Origin of the sequence: Pseudofrankia saprophytica (assembly GCF_000235425.2) — a bacterium.
GTDB lineage: Bacteria > Actinomycetota > Actinomycetes > Frankiales > Frankiaceae > Pseudofrankia > Pseudofrankia saprophytica.
The window spans coordinates 2,714,062-2,732,626 of sequence record NZ_KI912266.1; the positions used below are offsets into that span (position 1 = coordinate 2,714,062).

10 protein-coding genes are annotated in these 18,565 nt (G+C 73.6%); 9 read left to right on the forward strand and 1 reads right to left on the reverse strand.

Annotation, left to right across the window (positions count from 1 at the left end):
• Positions 1-661 precede the first annotated feature (661 nt).
• The 9 genes from FRCN3DRAFT_RS0211270 (at position 662) to FRCN3DRAFT_RS43965 (ending at position 15,923) form a co-directional block, all read left to right on the forward strand.
• The gene (locus tag FRCN3DRAFT_RS0211270; protein ID WP_007517936.1) at positions 662-1,228 is read left to right on the forward strand and encodes a hypothetical protein; all 567 of its coding nucleotides are present in this window, start codon (positions 662-664) and stop codon (positions 1,226-1,228) included.
• 637 nt (positions 1,229-1,865) lie between these two features.
• On the forward strand, positions 1,866-3,314 hold the full coding sequence (locus tag FRCN3DRAFT_RS43950; protein ID WP_425343321.1) for a glycoside hydrolase family 26 protein: 1,449 nt from the start codon (positions 1,866-1,868) through the stop codon (positions 3,312-3,314).
• 382 nt (positions 3,315-3,696) lie between these two features.
• Positions 3,697-4,890 carry an HpcH/HpaI aldolase/citrate lyase family protein gene (locus FRCN3DRAFT_RS0211280; RefSeq protein WP_007517934.1) on the forward strand — a complete coding sequence of 398 codons (1,194 nt, stop codon included), beginning with the start codon at positions 3,697-3,699 and terminating at the stop codon, positions 4,888-4,890.
• Positions 4,890-6,281, forward strand: coding sequence for a phosphoribosyltransferase family protein (locus FRCN3DRAFT_RS0211285; RefSeq protein ID WP_007517933.1), 1,392 nt, complete (start codon positions 4,890-4,892; stop codon positions 6,279-6,281). The genes FRCN3DRAFT_RS0211280 and FRCN3DRAFT_RS0211285 overlap by 1 nt, the downstream gene beginning before the upstream one ends.
• On the forward strand, positions 6,278-7,507 hold the full coding sequence (locus tag FRCN3DRAFT_RS0211290) for a cysteine protease StiP family protein (protein WP_007517932.1): 1,230 nt from the start codon (positions 6,278-6,280) through the stop codon (positions 7,505-7,507). The genes FRCN3DRAFT_RS0211285 and FRCN3DRAFT_RS0211290 overlap by 4 nt, the downstream gene beginning before the upstream one ends.
• Complete coding sequence (locus FRCN3DRAFT_RS43955; RefSeq protein ID WP_007517931.1) at positions 7,504-8,367, forward strand: HAD family hydrolase; 864 nt, start codon at positions 7,504-7,506, stop codon at positions 8,365-8,367. Before FRCN3DRAFT_RS0211290 ends, FRCN3DRAFT_RS43955 begins: the two co-directional genes overlap by 4 nt.
• Before the next feature lie 184 nt (positions 8,368-8,551).
• Positions 8,552-10,573, forward strand: a complete 2,022-nt coding sequence (gene acs, locus FRCN3DRAFT_RS0211305; RefSeq protein WP_007517930.1) for an acetate--CoA ligase — start codon at positions 8,552-8,554, stop codon at positions 10,571-10,573.
• Positions 10,574-10,842: 269 nt separating this feature from the next.
• Positions 10,843-13,398: an alpha-glucan family phosphorylase gene (gene glgP, locus FRCN3DRAFT_RS0211310; protein WP_007517929.1), complete on the forward strand. Its 2,556-nt coding sequence runs from the start codon at positions 10,843-10,845 to the stop codon at positions 13,396-13,398.
• A 224-nt stretch (positions 13,399-13,622) separates the two neighbouring features.
• Positions 13,623-15,923 carry a WD40 domain-containing protein gene (locus FRCN3DRAFT_RS43965; RefSeq protein WP_051466228.1) on the forward strand — a complete coding sequence of 767 codons (2,301 nt, stop codon included), beginning with the start codon at positions 13,623-13,625 and terminating at the stop codon, positions 15,921-15,923.
• Between the two features lie 102 nt (positions 15,924-16,025).
• On the opposite strand, the gene glgX is transcribed toward FRCN3DRAFT_RS43965, so the two are convergent.
• Entirely contained in the window at positions 16,026-18,509 is a 2,484-nt protein-coding gene (glgX, locus tag FRCN3DRAFT_RS43970; protein WP_051466229.1) for a glycogen debranching protein GlgX, read from the reverse strand.
• Between the last annotated feature and the right edge of the window lie 56 nt (positions 18,510-18,565).

An 18,565-nucleotide genomic window follows, 5' to 3' on the forward strand; every position in this document is an offset into this window, starting at 1 on the left:
AGCAGGCGGCCAGCGCGCAGTTTGGGTCACCCTCGGGAGCGGCGCCGAGGTCGCCGTCCGCGCCGATGCCGCCCGCGCCGCTCCAGGCGTCCGCGCCGTCCCAGGCCGCGACGCCGTCCATGCCGCCGCCTGCCGCGATGTCGTCGGCGGGGATGCCGGGTCCGCCTCTGCCCGGGCCGCCGCCGCCCGTGTCGCTGTGGGGAGCGGGGCCGGGGTCGGCTCCGCATCCCGGGCTGGGGGGGGCCGGCTGGGTCGCGGGGCCCGGCGGCGCCCGCCCGGGCCGCTGCCGCCGATGGTGAACCCGCCGACCGCGGGCGCCGGGCTACCCGTCGTGCCGAGGCCGGGGGCACAGACCCAGCCCGGCCAGGAGCCCCCCCGGCCACCGGCACCGTCGCCCCAGTCGCCCCCGCCCTCGTCAACGCCCGAGGCGGGCGGGTGGCCGGGCGCGGCGGGCTGGGCGAGCCCGCCAGCTCCGGCTCAGGGCCCGCCAGCCTCGGCTCAGGGCCCGGCGGGCCCGGCCACCCTTCCGCCGTGGATTCCCGCGGCTCCGGCGGACACGGCTGGCCTGGACGGGCACTTTCCGGCGCTCGCCCTGCCCGCCTGGCATCCGCCCGCGAACGGCCCGGCGCCGGGCCCGCGGCCCGGGTGGACGTTGCCGGCGATGCACGGCGGCCTGTTCGCCCCGGCCGGCCCGGACGGCCAGCAAGGTGACGGTGCCGGGTCGTCGAGTCGCGGCGAGTACCAGGACAATCTGGCCGTCTCGCCGCCGGCCGAGCTCACGGACCCCGCCACCGCGCCGCCGGCCGCCGGCCATCCCGGCGACGAGTTCGACGACGGTGTGGAGATGGCCGCGGAACCCGACGAGGACGCGGACGACGATCTGGCCGACGAGCCGCCCGAGGGCGGCTCGGGGGAGCCCTGGGTCGCCTACTCGGTGGCGCGGGCCGGCTGGCGGCGGCGCGTCCTGCGGGTCAGGGTCCGCAGCGGGGGCGCCGTGCCCGAGCTGGTGCTCGTCGCCCGCCCCGGGACCCTTCCGCCAGCCGAGCTCGCCGAGGGTCAGGCGCTCGCCCGGCTCGCGCCGTCGACCGAGCGGGGCACCCGGACGATGGAGGTCCGTCTCGACGGTGCTCTGTTGCCCTGGGGCATCAGGGTGCTGCCTGTGACCGACGGCACGGAGGACCCGGTCGTGGTGGAGCATCCAGCGGACGACGCGCTCGTGGTGGGCTAAGGGCCTTCACCGCGTCAGCGTCGACGCGCTGGCCGAGGACCGCTGGCCGAGGACCGCTGGTCCGTGTCCCCTGCCAGCAGAGCCCGCCGGCAGGGGCCGCCGACCAGCGGGCCGGTCGGCGGGCGTGCTCCTTGAGTGGGGGTACCAACGGCCTAGTCGTTGTGTCCTGGTAGATCGAATGTAGGTCGCGCGGCGTTCTCTGGCGGCGGTTGGCGCCTATTTGTCGGAATCGCGACGCACATGCGGACAGGCGTCCCAGAATGTCCGGAAGTGTTTCCCGGTGGGCGCTGTCGCTGGCCTCGGCGCGGCGATTACCATGCATCTGATCAAGTAATGCCGTGTATCCGAGGGTGCGCCGGTATTCGGCACGTCGTCCAGGGCACGGTGGCGGGCGCCGTTTGGGAGGGCCGTTACGGCCACTCCGGAGGGGACGGAGCCGCGCGCCGCCGCCCCCGACGTGCGCCGACACCTCCCGGATGCTTCACGCCCACGGCGGAAGGACGGGCCGGCCCACGCGGTCGCCGACTCGCCCGCCACAACCGAAAGGCAGCGCGTCCGCATGGCCTTGGCAGACAACGGCCGCCCGTCCCCTCCGGCGAGCCGTCCGGTTCAGCGAGCCGTCGATTTCATGCCCGCCGTGTCGGCGGGCGGACCCATCCGGCGTCCCTACCGTCGGCGGCGCTCCCGCCGACGCGCGCTCGCCGCGCTGGCGAGCCTGTTCGCCGTCGCGTTGCTGGCGGTGCTGGTGCCCGGCGTGACGGCCGCCTCGGCGGCCACCACGCCGGCGGAGACCACGCCGGCGGCCACGCCGTCAGCGGCCGCGACGCCGCTCGACCAGGGCGGGCAGAGCAGCGCCGTGCCCGGCGTGCCGGCGCTGGCGATCGTGCTGTTCGACACCGACATCGTGCTCGTCGGGGGTCGGGGCTTCCTGCCCTCCCAAGACGTGAAGATCGACGCCGTCACCGACCAGCTCGGCGGCTCCGCCACCATGAAGACCGGCGGCGAGGGTCGTTTCCTGCTCGGGTTCCAGGTGCCGGCCGGCTTCGCCGGAAACGTGTCGGTGACCGCCTCGCAGGGCGAGCGGAAGGCCACCGGCCAGCTGGCCGTGGGTGAGCCGGTGCCGGCTCCGACGGTCACGCCATCGACCGCTCCCGCCCCCCAGGCGCCGGCGGACACGAGCAAGCTGGACACCGCCGGCAAGCTGTCCGGCCTTCCGTGGATGTCGGGCGTCCACCCGGCGAACGAGATGCAGCCCTACCTGGACTTTGGCAGCTGGCGAGGCCGGCAGGTCGACCTCGCCCATGTGTTCACGGTCCGTGAGCAGGGTTGGGACCCGATCGTCGAGCCGAGCTGGCCGGTCAACGACTTCGCCAACTTCCCCGGCAAGCTGGTGATCAGCCAGCCGTTGTACCCGGAGGGGGTCGGCAACAACGCGGAGTGCGCGACCGGGGCCTACAACGATCAGTGGAAGCGGTTCGGCACCTTCCTGGTGAACCACAACCGTGGCGACTCGATCGTGCGGATCGGCTGGGAGTTCAACGGCGACTTCATGTACTGGCACGTCGACGCCGACCCGACGAACTGGGTGAAGTGCTTCCAGAACGTCGCCACCGCGATCCGGTCCACCGACCCGAACATAAAGATCGACTGGACCTTCAACGCGCACAACTCGCCGGTCCCGAACGGGGGCACGCCCTGGCCGGCCTACCCGGGTGACGAGTACGTCGACTACATCGGGATCGACCCGTACGACATGTTCCCGCCGTCGCCCGACGAGGCCACGTTCGACCGGCAGTGCAACGACCCGAACGGGCTCTGCTACGCGGCCAAGATGGCCAGGGACCACGGCAAGAAGCTCTCCGTCGGTGAGTGGGGCGTCACGTCCTGCTCCGGTAACCCCGGCGGCGACAACCCGCTCTACATCAAGAAGATGTGGGAGACGTTCGTCGCGAACAAGGACGTCATGGGCTACGAGTCCTACTACGACGACCCGATGCCGGGGAACGTCTGCTCCACGATCCTGAACGGTGGGCAGAACCCCAACTCGGCCGCCGAGTACAAGAAGCTCTGGGACGGCGGGGTCTAGCCGCCGTTCCGCTCCGCGAGCCGGCCCGTCCGCGACGGGCCGGCTCGCGGGGTTCTGGCGGAGGCGCGGGGGGCTGTGACGGGATCGCGCCGTCGCGGAAAGTAGCCATTGATGATCGATGTGTTGTGGCGGAGGGCGGCTGGGCGCATGCCGATCGGGTCCGTAACCGGTTGAACCGGCCCGGTATGGAACGTGGGCATTACGGACAAATGTCTGAAAGGCGTCAGTAGGACGTTTCCCAGCGATCTACCCCTTCTGGAAGGTACGGTCCGACGCGTCGGACGTTCTCGCAGGTCCGGCGGCGCGTGAGCGCGTCCCGGCGGGCAGTCGCCGAGCCGCGCGCCCAGAGGCGAGGCCCGTCGAGATAGAAGGAGCCGCTGCGGTGCGACACTTCGCCTTCCTCGACTCGGCGGTCAGTGGTGCGTTGTTCCATCTGCCGCCGACCGAGATCGCCCGGGACGGCGACCGCCGGATGGTCGCGACGGCGCTCGGCGCGACGCTGTACGCCCCCGGGACCCGGCCGCGGCTCGCGGACGACGTGCGCCGGCAGGCGGCGGCCGGCGTCGCCTCGATGGTGCTCTGCCTCGAGGACGCGGTGGCCGACCACGAGGTGGCGGCGGCGCAGGCCAACGTGGTGCGCGCCCTCAACGAGCTGGGCGACGAGCCGCCGAGCGTCGGTGGCGACTCCGGCCTGCTGTTCGTGCGGGTGCGCGCGGCCGAGCAGATCCCCGCGCTGGTGGCCGGGCTCTCACCGGCGGCGGCGGACGTGCTCGCCGGCTTCGTGCTGCCGAAGTTCGTCGAGGACAGCGGCGAGCTGGCGCTCGAGGCGGTGCTGCGGGCCGGCGACACGATCGGCCGTCCCCTGTGGGCCATGCCCGTGCTGGAAAGCCCCGAGGTCATCTACCGGGAGACCCGGCTGGACACGCTGCGTGGGGTGCGCCGTCTCGTCGACAAGCACGCCGACCATGTGCTGGCGGTGCGGCTGGGCGCCACCGACCTGTCCGGGCTCTACGGGCTGCGCCGCGACCGCGACCTGACCATCTACGACATAGCCGTGGTGCGGGACTGCATCGCCGACATCGTCAACGTCTGCGCGCGCGGTGGTGACCACGTCGTCACCGGGCCGGTCTGGGAGTACTTCGCCCAGCCCGAGCGGCTGTTCCTCAGCACCCTGCGGGTCACCCCGTTCGCCACGGCGGACCTCGCGGACTCGGACGTCCAGGGCCCCGCGCTGCGCCAGGATCTCGTCTCCGCCGACCTCGACCGCCTGATCAAGGAAGTCGTGCTGGACAAGGCGAACGGCCTGATCGGCAAGACCGTCATCCATCCCAGTCACGTCTCCGCCGTCCACGCCCTCTACGTCGTCACCCACGAGGAGTACGAGGACGCGCAGATAGTGCTCGCCGGCGATGCGGGCGGCGTCCAGCCCAGCCGTTACGCGAACAAGATGAACGAGCTGCGCCCGCACCGGATCTGGGCGCAGACGGTGACCAGGCGCGCCGCCGCCTTCGGAGTGCTTCGCGAGGGTCACACCTTCGTCGACGTGCTCGCGGCCAGCCAGACGGTCGCGGCTTGATGCCGCCGGTACCCGCCGACCTGGCGGCCGGGTCTCCCGTGGAGGAGTGGCTGCCGGCCGGGGGCGGCGGGGACGACGACGGCTGGCTGTGGGAGGCGCTGGGCCTCGCGGCCGAGGTGACCGAGGACGTCACCGGCGCCGGGCTGCGCGCCGTCGTGGGCCTGGCGCTGCGGCGCAACCCGCGCCGGGCGCACCTGCTGGTAAGCCGGGTGCTCGGCAAGCACCTGCCGGTCCCGGCCGAGGTCGCCCTCGGCGCCGCCGCCGCGCTCGCCGCCAGGGCGCGCGACATCTCGGCCGTCGGCCGCGCCGGCGACGCGCCGTTCGTCCTCGGCTACTGCGAGACGGCGACCGCCCTCGGGCACGCGGTGGCCGACGGCTTCGCCGGCGCCGACTACCTGCACACCACGCGCCGCGCGGTCGCCGGGATGCGCTCCGAGCTGGAGCTCGCCGAGGCGCACTCGCACGCCGTGCACCACTGGCTGCTGCCCGCCGACCCGCGGCTGCTGACCGACCCCCGCCCGCTGCTGCTCGTCGACGACGAGCTGTCCACCGGCAACACGGCGCTCGGCACCATCCGGGCGATGCACGCGCTCGCCTGGCGCCCCGCCTACACGGTGGCCACGCTGCTGGACGCGCGGCCGGCGGCGGCGCGGGCGCGCTTCGACGAGCTGGCGGCCGAGCTGGGCGTGCCCGTCGACGTGGTCTCGCTCGTGTCCGCGACCGTCGCGGTGCCGCCCGACGTGGCAGACCGGGCCCGGGCGCTGCGCGAACGCCATGGCGCGCCTGAGCGCGGTGAGCCTGAACGCGGTGGGCCTGAGCGTGACGCGCCTGGACACCTCGCGGCGGCACCGCCGGGCCCGCCAGGACCGGTGACGTGGCTGCGCCCGCCTTGGCCGGCCCAGCTGCCCGACGGCGGGCGGCATGGCTGGGCGCCGCGCCATCGGGGACTGCTCGACCAGACGGTCGGAGAGGTGGCCGCCGCGATCGCGGACCGGCTGGCAGAGCCGGGCGGGCGGACGCTCGTGCTGGGGACGGAGGAGCTCATGTACACCCCGATGCGGCTTGCCGCGGCGCTCGGCCGGGCGACCGGCGGCGACGTGCGCTACCAGTCGACCACCCGCTCACCGGTGCACCCGCTCGACGTGCCCGGCTACGCGATCCGGTGCGCGCTGGAGTTCCCGGCGCCGGACGACCCCGGCCGCGTCAGCCAGGTCTACAACGTCGCGCCCGGCCGCTACGACGACATCGTCGTGGTCGTCGACGACGGCACCGACGACGGCGCCGGCGCGCAGGGGGCGGCACGGCCCGCCGGCCTGGTCGAGGCGCTGCGGCGCTGCGCGCCGGTCACCGTCGTCACGCTGCCGTCCTTCGTACCGGCGGCCGCCCGATGACCGCCAGCACCTCGACGACGCCCGCCGCCGGCTGGCCCGCGGCCGGCCCGGTCCCACCGGACGCGCTGCCCGGCGCCGGCCTGCCCGGCACGATCGGCTCCGGCTCCTACCACCCCGCGGACGTCACGTTCCTGCTCAAGGACCTCTCCGCCGTCGCCCTCGAGCGGCCCACCGAGGACCGTGAGGAGGACATGCAGCGCGGCCGGCACTACTCGGAGGACCTGCCGGTCGAGTACCAGCCGGACGAGGGCTACCTGGCGCTCTACCGCCAGGCCCTGGAGCGCTCGGCGACCCGGGTGGCGCTCGCCGCCGGCCTGGTCTCCGAGCTGGTCCGGGTCGCCAAGCCCGCGCCGGTGCTGGTCTCGATCGCCCGGGCCGGCACGCCGATCGGCATCCTGATGCGCCGCTGGTACGCCTTCCGCTACGGCCTCGACGTGCCGCACTACGCGATTTCGGTGATCAAGGACAGGGGGGTCGACCTCAACGCGGTCCGCCACCTCACCGACCGCCACGACCCGGCCGCGCTGCAGTTCGTCGACGGCTGGACGGGCAAGGGCGTGATGACCCGGGTGCTCACCGAGACAGTCGTCCCGCTAGGCCTCGACGACACCCTGGCGGTGCTCGCGGACCCCGCCAGGTGCGTGCCGCTCTACGGCACCCGCGACGACTTCCTCATCCCCAGCGCCTGCCTGAACTCCACGGTCAGTGGGCTGGTCAGCCGGACGGTGCTGAACGCCGAGCACATCGGCCCCGACGACTTCCACGGCGCGAAGTACTACCGCGAGCTGGAACCGCACGATCTGTCCCGCCACTTCGTCGAGACGGTCGTCGCCCGGTTCGCCGACGTCGCCGACGAGGTCGCCGAGACCTGGCCGCGGCTGTGGGCCGGCGACCGGACGCCGACCTGGGAGGGCTGGGCCGCCGTCGAGCGGATCGCGCAGCGGTACGACATCCCCGACGTGGCGATGGTGAAGCCGGGCGTCGGCGAGGCGACCCGGGTGCTGCTGCGCCGGGTGCCGTGGCGGGTGCTGATCGCCCCGGGCCGGGCCGACGAGCTCGCGCACGTGCTGGCCCTCGCCGAGGCGCGCGGGGTGCCGGTCGAGGAGATGCCCGGCCTGCCGTTCTCCTGCGTCGGCCTCGTCCGCCCGGTACGCGCCGACGGGGAGACCCCGGAGTTCCACACCCCGCAGTCCCGGTACCGCCCGGCCACCGAAGCTGGCCAGTGACGCTCCCGGAGGCCGCGGCCGGCGAGGCCGCGCCGGCGCCGCGGTGGCTGGTGGCGTGCGACCTCGACCAGACGCTGATCTTCTCGCGGCGCTCGTTCCGGCTGCCCGAGGGCGCCGCCGAGCCGCCCCTGGTCACCGTCGAGCACCTCGACGGCGAACCGGCGGCGTTCATGACCGAGGCGGCGTTCGCCAGCGTCGCCGAGCTCGCCGGCCGCGCCGTGCTGGTGCCGGTGACGACCCGCACGCTCGGCCAGTACCGCCGGGTCGACCTCGGGGTCGCGCCGGCCTACGCCGTCGCGGCGAACGGCGGTCACCTGCTCGTCGACGGCGAACCCGACCCGGCCTGGGCCGCCACGGTGGCGGAGAGGCTGCGCGCCGGGGCGCCGCTCGCCGCGATGCTCGACGTCGCCGGGCGGCTCGCCACCGGTGGCTGGTGCCGGCTGACCAGGGTCGCCGACGACGTGTTCGTCTACCTGGTCGCCTACGACCGCGACGGCATCCCCGACCTCACCGAGGTGACCGCCGAGGTCGAGGCCGAAGGCTGGACCGTCTCCGTGCAGGGCCGCAAGGTCTACCTCGTCCCGGCCGCGCTCACCAAGCAGGCCGCGCTCGCCGAGGTGGCCCGCCGCGCCGGCGCCGACCGGGTCGCCGCCGCCGGCGACTCGCTGCTGGACGCCCCGATGCTGCTCGCGGCCGACACCGCCGTCCGCCCCGCCCACGGCGAGCTCCACGACCGCGACTGGACCGCCCCCAACCTGCACGTCACGGCGGCGCCCGGTCTCCTCGCCGGCGAGGAGCTGCTCGCCCACCTCGCTGGCCTCGTCGACGGTCTCCCCGCCCTACCCGTGCCCCAGCCATGACCGCTTGCCGCGCGGGTGGTACCGCCTGGCACCGTGTTGGTCCGCCGTCGACCGGACCTGTGCCGCTGGCCGCCTGGCCCGTGCCGCCCGGCGCACTGGCGATCGACGCGACGTTCACCGCCGTGGTAGAGACGGACCGGGCCGGAACGGGCGGTCCGACTCCCTCGACGACGTAGGAGGACGCGTGAGCACCACCGACGAGACCGACACCAGGCCGGCGAGGGTCGCGGGCACGCTCGAGGCGGAGCTGGAGCGGCTGCTCGCGGTGGAGAACTTCGATCCGCCGGCCGGCTTCACCCGTCGCCATCCGGTCGGCGCCGACGTGGCCGCCGCCGCGGATGACCCGGTCGCCTTCTGGGCCACCAAGGCGCGCGAGCTGCTGAACTGGGACCGGCCGTTCACCGAGGTCCTCGACGACACGAACCCGCCGTTCTACAAGTGGTTCGAGGACGGGGAGCTCAACGTCTCGGCGAACTGCCTGGACCGGCACGTCGCCGCGGGCCACGGCGGCCGGGTCGCGTTCCACTGGGCCGGCGAGGAGGGCGAGCGGCGCGCGATCACCTACGCCGACCTGCTCGACGAGACGCAGCGGGTCGCGAACGGGCTGCGCTCGCTCGGCGTCGGCCGGGGCGACGTCGTCGGCATCTTCCTGCCGATGATCCCGCAGGTCGCCGCGGCGATGCTCGCCTGCGCCCGGATCGGCGCGGTGCACAACGTCGTCTTCGGCGGGTTCGCCCCGTCGGCGGTGAAGGAGCGGATGGAGGTCTCCGACGCGAAGGTGCTCATCACCGTCGACGGCGCGCGCCGCAAGGGCCGCACCGCGCCGGTGAAGGCGGGCGTCGACGCGGAGATGGGCGACCTGGCGAGCCTGGAGCACATCATCGTCGTGGAGGCGGTGGGCGCGGCGGGCCTCGGTGGCGAGCGCGCGCCGATGACGCCCGGCCGGGACGTCTGGTATGAGGAGCTGGTCGCCGCGGCGGACCCGGTCTGCCCGCCGGAGCCGATGCCGGCCGAGGCGCCGTTGTTCATCCTCTACAGCTCGGGCTCGACGGCGAAGCCGAAGGGCATCCTGCACAGCACGGCCGGCTACCTGCTCGGCGCGACCTACACGTACCGCACGGTCTTCGACATCGACCCGGCGACCGAGATCTACTGGTGCTCCGCCGACGTCGGCTGGATCACCGGCCACTCCTACATCGTCTACGGCCCGCTGTCGAACGGCGCTACCAGCGTGATGTATGAGGGCGCGCCGGACTACCCGGACTTCGATGTCTGGTGGAAGCTGATCGACGAATACAAGGTGACCGTCTTCTATACGGCGCCGACCGCGATCCGCGCGTGCATGAAATGGGGCGCCGAGTACCCCGACCGGCACGACCTGAGCTCGCTGCGCCTGCTCGGCACCGTCGGCGAGCCGATCAACCCGAAGGCGTGGCTCTGGTATCACAAGGTGATCGGTGGCGGGCGCTGCCCGGTCGTCGACACGTGGTGGCAGACCGAGACAGGCGCCATCATGATCTCCCCGGTCCCGGGCGTCACCCCGACGAAGCCGGGCTCCGCGACCAGGCCGCTGCCCGGCTACAGCCCGGCGTTGCTGTCCGAGGACGGCCGGCCCATCTCCGAGGGCACCGGGGTCCTGGTCGTCACCAAACCGTGGCCGTCGATGCTGCGCACCCTCTACAAGGACGACGAGCGATTCGTCGAGACGTACTTCTCCCGGTTCGGCCCGACCGTCTACCTCGTCGGCGACGCGGCTCGGCTCGACCAGGACGGCTATTTCTGGATCATCGGCCGGATCGACGACGTCATCAACGTCTCCGGGCACCGGCTGTCCACCGCCGAGGTCGAGTCGGCGATCGTGGCGCACGAGGCGGTCGCCGAGTCGGCGGTCGTCGCCCAGGCCGACGAGCAGACCGGCCAGGCGATCGTGGCGTTCGTGACGCTCGCCGGCGACCGGGTCGGCGACGACGCCATGGTCGCCGAGCTGCGTGACCACGTCGCCACCCGGATCGGCAAGCTCGCCCGGCCGAAGCGGATCATCTGGGCCGACGACCTGCCGAAGACCCGGTCCGGAAAGATCATGCGTCGGCTCCTCCGGGACGTCGCGGAGGGCCGTGCGCTCGGTGACGTGACGACGCTGCGTGACCCCGCCGTGATGGCGGCCCTCGCGACGAAGGTCGCCGAGGCCGACGCGGACGAGAAGTAGGACGGGAGCGGGTCGAGGCGAGCGGCGCCTCGGCCCGCTCCCCGCCGCGCCCCCGCTCCGCCGCTGACACGCGTCGCCGCGAGCGGCGACGGGCCGGCGGTGCCGCGCGATGGCTCGAAGGTGTAAATGTCAACACGGTCTGGAATGGGGCACTATCGGAGCATCGGTGTCCCATTTCACCCGTGATGTCGAAGGGTTTTCTTGTTGGTAACCCAAGGGTGAGACCCGGGCGTGGCCAGTTCACGAGCACTGTCTAGGCTGACGTCTTCGTGAGAGCACTCCGACGGTTCACCGTCCGCGCGCAGCTTCCCGAGCAGCTGGCTCCGCTCGCCGACCTTGTCATGAACCTCCGCTGGTCGTGGCACCCGGAGACGCTTGACCTTTTCGAGTCTGTTGATCCCGAGCTATGGCGGGCTACGAAGGGTGACCCGGTCCGCCTGCTCGGCGAGGTCGACCACGGCCGACTGGTCGCGCTCGCCGGTGACCGCCGCTTCCTGCGCCGGCTCACCGACGCCTTCGACGAGCTTCAGGAGTACCTGAACGCTCGGCTGTGGTACCAGGAGCGGAATCTTCCCGGCGCCCCGTCGGCGATCGGTTACTTCTCGCCGGAGTTCGGCATCACCGAGGTGCTGCCGCAGTACTCCGGCGGCCTGGGCATCCTCGCCGGCGACCACCTCAAGACCGCGAGCGACCTCGGCGTGCCGATCATCGGCGTCGGGCTGCTCTACCGCGCCGGCTACTTCGTCCAGTCGTTGTCCCGGGACGGCTGGCAGCAGGAGCGCTACCCGGGCATCGACCCGCACGGCCTGCCGCTCACCCAGCTCACCGACGCCGACGGCGTCCCGCAGAAGGTGGCCGTCGGGCTGCCCGAGGGCCGCACCCTGCACGCCCAGATCTGGAAGGCGCAGGTCGGCCGGGTCCCGCTGCTGCTGCTCGACTCGGACGTCGAGGACAACCAGCCAGCCGAGCGGGGCGTCACCGACCGGCTCTACGGCGGTGGCACCGACCACCGGCTGCTGCAGGAGATGCTGCTCGGCATCGGTGGGGTCCGGGCGCTGCGGGTGTTCTCCGAGGTCACCGGCGCGCCGACGCCCGACGTCTACCACACCAACGAGGGCCACGCGGGCTTCCTGGGGCTGGAGCGGATCCGCGAGCTGGCCGCCGGCGGGCTGAGCTTCGACGAGGCCCTGGAGGCCACCCGCGCGGGCACGCTCTTCACGACGCACACGCCGGTCCCGGCTGGCATCGACCGGTTCCCGAAGGACATGGTCGCCCGGCACTTCGGCGGCGACAACGCCTGGGACGGCGTGCCCGTCGAGCGGGTGCTCGCGCTGGGCGCCGAGCCCGACCCGAACATGTTCAACATGGCGCACATGGGCCTGCGCCTCGCGCAGCGCTCCAACGGCGTGAGCGCGCTGCACGGCATCGTCAGCCGGGAGATGTTCAACGGCCTGTGGTCCGGGTTCGACCCGGCCGCCGTGCCGATCGGCTCGGTCACCAACGGCGTGCACGCGCCGACCTGGGTCTCGCGGACGCTCATCGAGCTGGCCGACCGCGACTCGGAGCCGCCGCTGCTCTCCCCGGACGGCCAGGGCTTCGCGAAGATCGACAAGATCTCCGACGAGGTGCTGTGGTCGACGCGCCGGGAGCTGCGCGAGGGGCTGGTCGCCGAGGTGCGCCGCCGGCTGCGTGCCTCGTGGCTCGCCCGCGGCGCCGCCGCCGGCGAGCTCGACTGGGTGGACAACGTCTTCGACCCGGACATCCTGACCATCGGCTTCGCCCGCCGGGTGCCGTCCTACAAGCGGCTCACGCTCATGCTGCACGACCGCGACCGGCTCACCCGGCTGCTGCTGCACGCCGAGCGGCCGATCCAGATGGTCATCGCGGGCAAGGCCCACCCGGCCGACGACGGCGGCAAGCAGCTCGTCCAGCAGATCGTCCAGTTCACCGACGACCCGGCCGTGCGCCGCCGGATCGTCTTCCTGCCGGACTACGACATCGGCATGGCCCGCTACCTCTACTCGGGCTGTGACGTGTGGCTGAACAACCCGCTGCGCCCGCTGGAGGCCTGCGGCACGTCCGGGATGAAGTCGGCGCTCAACGGCGGCCTGAACCTGTCCATCCGGGACGGCTGGTGGGACGAGATGTTCGACGGCCAGAACGGCTGGGCGATCCCGACCGCCGACGGCGTCGAGGACCCGGACCGGCGCGACAGCATCGAGTCGGCCGCGCTGTACGACCTGCTGGAGAACGCCGTCGCCGCCCGGTTCTACGACCGCGCGGACGGCGTGCCGCGCCGCTGGACCGCCATGGTGCGCCACACCCTGTCGACCCTTGGGCCGAAGGTGCTCGCGACCCGGATGGTCCAGGAGTACGTCGAGAAGTACTACGTCCCCGCCGGGGTGTCCGCGCGAGCGGCGGCGGCCGACGGTTTCGGCGGCGCCAGGGGCCTGTCGGGCTGGAAGGCGAAGGTGCGCTCGGCCTGGTCGGGCGTGCGGGTCGTCAACGTCGACTCGACCGGCCTCGGCGACACCCCGCAGGTCGGCCAGGAGCTCGTCGTGCGCGCCACGGTCGAGCTCGGCCAGCTGGCGGCGTCCGACGTCGTCGTGCGGGCGTCCTACGGCCGCGTCGACGAGACCGACCGGCTGCTCGACCCGGCGACGCTCGACCTGCACCCCGCCGGCGACGCCGAGGGCGGCGGCCACCGCTTCGAGGGCACCATCCCGCTCTCGCGCACCGGCCCGTTCGGCTACACCGTCAACGTCCTGCCCGCCCACCCCCTCCTCGCCAGCTCCGCCGAGGTCGGCCTGATCACCACTCCTTGATCACCGCCACCTGACCGCCGAGTCACGTTCCCGTGCCCGGGCCGACCATGTCGGCCCGGGCACGGTCGTTTCCGCGGGGTGCCCGCCGGATCGGGCACTGCCCGTCGTGCGGCGGACACCGCTCGTCCGGACGCGGCGTCATCTCCACGACTGCGCATGCCCGAGATCCGCGTCGAGAATTCCCGCACGGTGGCTGGGACGTCACAAGGGGCGATGACGTGGATATGCAAGGTGCTGAGCTGTTCGGGCGGGATCTCGCCGGTGTCGACTGGACCGGCGCGGACCTGCGGGACGCGCGGCTGATCCACACGACGCTCGCCGGGGCCACCCTGCGCGGGGCAGTCCTGGCCGGCGCGGTGCTCGACCGCGTCTCTCTCGCCCGCGCGGACCTGACCGGAGCGGACCTGAGCGGGGCGCGGCTGATCCACACCGACCTGACGGGGGCGTCGCTCACCGGGGCGCGGCTCCGCCGGGCGGCGCTGCTGTCGTGCACGCTCGACCCGGCCATGCTGGTCAGCCGCGAGCTGGCCGACGCGGCGGTCGCCGGCCGCGACCAGATCCGGCTCGTCACTGCGGGGGCACCCGCGATGCTGGAGACGGTCGTCTTCTCCCCGGATGGCGCCGTGCTCGCCACCTCCGGTGGCGGGGCGGCACAGCTGTGGGATGTGGCCAGCGGGCGGGAACTGAGCCAGCTCGTCTGCGACGACTCCCTCGCGTGTGGGGTGGCGTTCTCGCCGGACGGTGCGCTGGTCGCCGTGGCGGGGCCCGACGCGACGGTCAGCCTGCGGGACGTGACCAGCGGGCGCGAGATCCGCCGGTTCACCGGTCACCGGCGATCCGTGCAGGCGGTGGTGTTCTCGCCGGATGGCACCCGTCTCGCCTCCGCCGGCGACGACGGCACGGCGCGGCTGTGGGAGGTCGTCAGCGGGTGGCAGGCGCATGAGCTCACCGGCCACACCGGCTCGGTGGTGTCGGTCGCGTTCTCGCCGGACGGGGCCGTGGTCGCGGCCGCCGGGTACGACGGGACGGCGCGGCTGTGGAAGACGGCCGACGGGCGGCGGCTGCACGTGCTCGGTGACGGCGGCTTCGCGGTGCGGTCGGTCGCGTTCTCGCCGGACGGCGCCCAGATCGTCACCGGAGGGGACGAGGGGACGGTTCGGCTGTGGGAGGTCGCAAGCGGCCGCGAGGTCCGCCGGCTGACGGGCCACCCCTCCGGCGTCACCGCTGTCGCGTTCTCGCCGGATGGCACCCTCCTCGCGTCCGCCGGAGACGAGGACGGGACGGCTCGGCTGTGGGACGCGGCCGGCGGACGAGAGATCCGCGAGCTCGCGACCCAGTCCGAGGAGACGTCCGCCGTGGCGTTCTCGCCGGACGGCATGACGATCGCGACCGTCGGGGACGACGGGACGGCTCGGCTGTGGGAGGTGGCCACCGGCCGACTACTGCGTACGTTCACCCCTCACAACGGCGCAGTCCTGGCGGTGTCGCTCTTCCCGCGCGGCGACCGCCTCATCGCCGCCGGGGACGACGGCACCGTGCGGCTGTGGGACCTCGCCAGCGGGCATCAGCTACATCGGCTGGCCGGCCACACAGGCGCCGTGCGCGACGCGGCGTTGTCCTCCGACGGGACCCTGGCCGCCTCCGCCGGATCCGACGGCACGATGCGCGTCTGGGACACGGCGAGCGGCCGGGAGCGGTACCACCTCGACGGTGGCCCCGGCGGGGTCGGCACGCTCGCGTTCTCGCCGGACGGCGCCTGCGTCGCCACGAACGGGTCCGACGCGACGGCGCGGCTGTGGGACGTGGCGAGCGGTCGGCTGCTGCGGACGCTCGTGAGCCGCGGCGATTTCAGTGTGTGGGACGTGGCGTTCTCGCCGGACGGCACCCGCCTCGCCGCCGGGTGCAGCGATGGGAAGGCGCGGCTGTGGGAGGTGGCGAGCGGTCGGCTGCTGCGGAGGCTCAAAGGCTTCGAGTGGCCGGTATGGGCGTTGGCGTTCTCGCCGGACGGAGCTCGCCTCGCCGCCGCGGGCGACAACGGGACCGTGCGGCTGTGGGACACGGCGCGTGGCCGGGCGTTGCGCACCCTCCCGGGCCGGGACGATTCGAGGGTGCGCGCGCTGGCGTTCTCGCCGGACGGCATCCGCCTCGCGACCGCCGGGAGCGACGGTACGGTGCGGCTGTGGGACGCGGCGGACGGGCGGGAACTGCGCCAGCTGTCCGGGCACACCGGCTCGGTGGGGTCGGTCGCCTTCTGCCCCGGCGGCACCCGCGTCGTCTCCGCGGGGGACGACGGGACGATCCGGCTGTGGGACGCCGCGGACGGGCGCGTCCTGGCGACGCTGGTCGGCCTGCCGGAGGGATGGGCGGCCCTGCTGGCTGACGGCTCGTACCTGCTCGCCGGCCCCACGAGCGACGGCGCGTTCTGGTGGCTCATGAACGGTGTCCGCTTCGAGGCCGGCGAGCTCGACGGTCACGTTCCGGCCATCCGCCGCCTCCCGGAGGCGGAACCGGTGCTCCGCGGCTGACCTTCAGGAGTTCGGCCGCTGTGGTGGAGCGGGCGGGGAAACGCTGCTTTCGCCAACGGCGCGCGGCGCCTGGGGATCGACGAGACGCCGCCGCCCGATCCGTCAGCGGTGGGCGCGTAGGACGACGACGGAGGACCAGCTCGCGCGCAGGGTCCCCCCGGCGGAGTAGGTGGCCAGGGGCCAGCGGGGATCCTCGACGGCGGTGCGCAGGCCGGTCAGGTCGGTGGCGGCGCTGTCGAGGATGAGGTCGTAGCGGGACGCCCAGGGGGCGCCGGGGAGGTGGACGTCGACGTCCTCCTCGCCGGAATGCAGGATGAGCAGCAGGCTGTCGCCGGTTGCCGGTGTTCCGTCCGGGCCGAGCCAGGTGAGGCTGTCGCCGGCGATGAACGCGACGACGGTGGCCGGATTGGGCGCGTTCCAGTCGGCGTCGGACATCTGGGTGCCGTCGGCGAGGAACCAGGTCATGTCGGCGCGGTGCGTGTCACTGGACTGGCCGCCGTGGAAGAACTGCCCTCGACACAGCGCGGGTGACGCCCGGCGTAGCGCCAGCAGGCAGGAGACCAGCTCGGGCAGGCCCTGGTCCTCACCGGCCGGGTCGGGCGCCGGTGCCTCCAACGCCAGCGGGCCGGCGCTGGCACCCCTGGGACCAGCACCGTCGTTCCCGTTGCCCGGCCCGCTGTCGGCGCCTTCCCCGCCGCCGTTCGAGTCGTTCGCGCCGTTCGTGCTGTCCGCGCCGGAGGCCCGCTCCGCGCGCCGTGGCCACCAGCCGCCGCCGAATCGGCCGGGCCGCCCGCCAGACCGCGCCGTCGGCCAGGCGAGCCAGGAGACGGGGTTGTCCTGGCAGTAGGCGTTGTTGTTGCCGCCCTGCGAGCGGCCGAGCTCGTCGCCCGCGACCATCATCGGCACCCCGGCGGACAGCAGCAGCGTCGCGAGCATCGCCCGGCGCACCCGTCGGCGGCGCTCCAGCACGACCGGGTCGTCGGTCGGCCCCTCCACGCCGTGGTTACGGGACCGGTTGTTGTTGTCGCCGTCCCGGTTGTCCTCCAGGTTCGCCTCGTTGTGCTTGTGCTCATAGGAGACCAGGTCGGCCAGCGTGAAGCCGTCGTGCGCGGTGACGAAGTTGACCGACGAGCACGGCGGGCGCCCGCCATGGTCGAACAGGTCGGACGACGCGGTGATGCGGTAACCGAGATCGGCGGCGCTGGTCGCCCGCCCGCTCCAGGTCTCGCGCACGGTCGCGCGGAACCGGTCGTTCCACTCCGCCCAGGGCGCGGGGAACGCGCCGACCTGGTAGCCGCCCCAGCCGACGTCCCACGGCTCGGCGATCAGCTTCGCCTGGGCGAGCACCGGGTCCTGCCCGATCGCGGTCAGCAGCGGGGCGTCCGGGTCGAAGCCGTCGGGGTTGCGGGCGAGCGCCGCCGCGAGGTCGAAGCGGAAGCCGTCGACGCCCATCTCGGTGACCCAGTAGCGCAGCGAGTCGCAGACCAGCCGCGCGACGTGCGGCGAGGTGACGTTCAGGGTGTTGCCGCAGCCGGTGACGTCGCGGTAGCGCCGCGGGTCGGTGGGCTCCAGCCGGTAGTAGACGGTGTTGTCCAGGCCGCGCATCGACAGCGTCGGGCCGCGCTCGTCCTGCTCGGCGGTGTGGTTGTAGACGACGTCGAGCAGCACCTCGATGCCGGCGTCGTGCAGCGCGGCCACCATCGCGCGGAACTCGGTGACCGGGTCGTCGGTGGCCGCGTAGCCGGGGTGCGGGGCGAAGAAGCCGACGGTGTTGTAGCCCCAGAAGTTGGTCAGCCCGCGTTCGGCCAGTATCGGTTCCGAGACGTGGGCGTGTACCGGGAGCAGCTCGACGGCGGTGATCCCGAGACCGGTCAGGTGGTCGAGGACGGCGGGGTGGGCGAGGCCGGCGTAGGTGCCGCGCAGGGCGGGCGGCAGCGCCGGGTGCAGCTTGGTGAAGCCCCGGACGTGCAGCTCGTAGATCACGGTGTCCCGCCACGGTGTGCCGGGCCGGTTGGCGGTCGGGTCCGCCGCCGGGAGGCCGCCGATCCCGCCGCGCCGGCCTGGCGCGGGGGAGCGCCCGGTGGCCGTGCTCGGGAGGGCCGTGACCACCCCGACCGGGACGAAGGGCGTCGAGTCCTGGCCGTCGGCCGCGTGGCCGTAGGGGTCGCCGTCCGCGTATCCGAAGATCGCAGGGTTCGGCGTCAGCGTGCCCGTCACCCGCCGGGCGTACGGGTCGAGCAGCAGCTTCGCCGGGTTGTAGCGCAGGCCGCGCTCCGGGTCGTACGGCCCGTGGGTGCGCAGGCCGTAGCGCTGCCCGGGACGCACGCCGGGGACGTAGCCGTGCCAGACGCCGCCGCACCGCTCGGGCAGCCGGTACCGGGTCTCGCCGCGGCCGGGGCCGCCCTCGCCCAGCGGCGAGTCCGAGTCGAGCAGGCAGAACTCGACGGCATCGGCGCCCGGCGCGACCACGGCGACGTTGACCCCGCCGGCGTCGGGCAGCACACCGAGCGGGTACGGCGCGCCGGGTAGCACGTGCAGGCGCGCGGGGTCCTGGCGCGTGAGACCTGGTTCGAACGTGTACGACACATCGGTGACGCTAACGGAACGCACTGATCGCGTCCGGGTGAACGGGACGCCTGTGG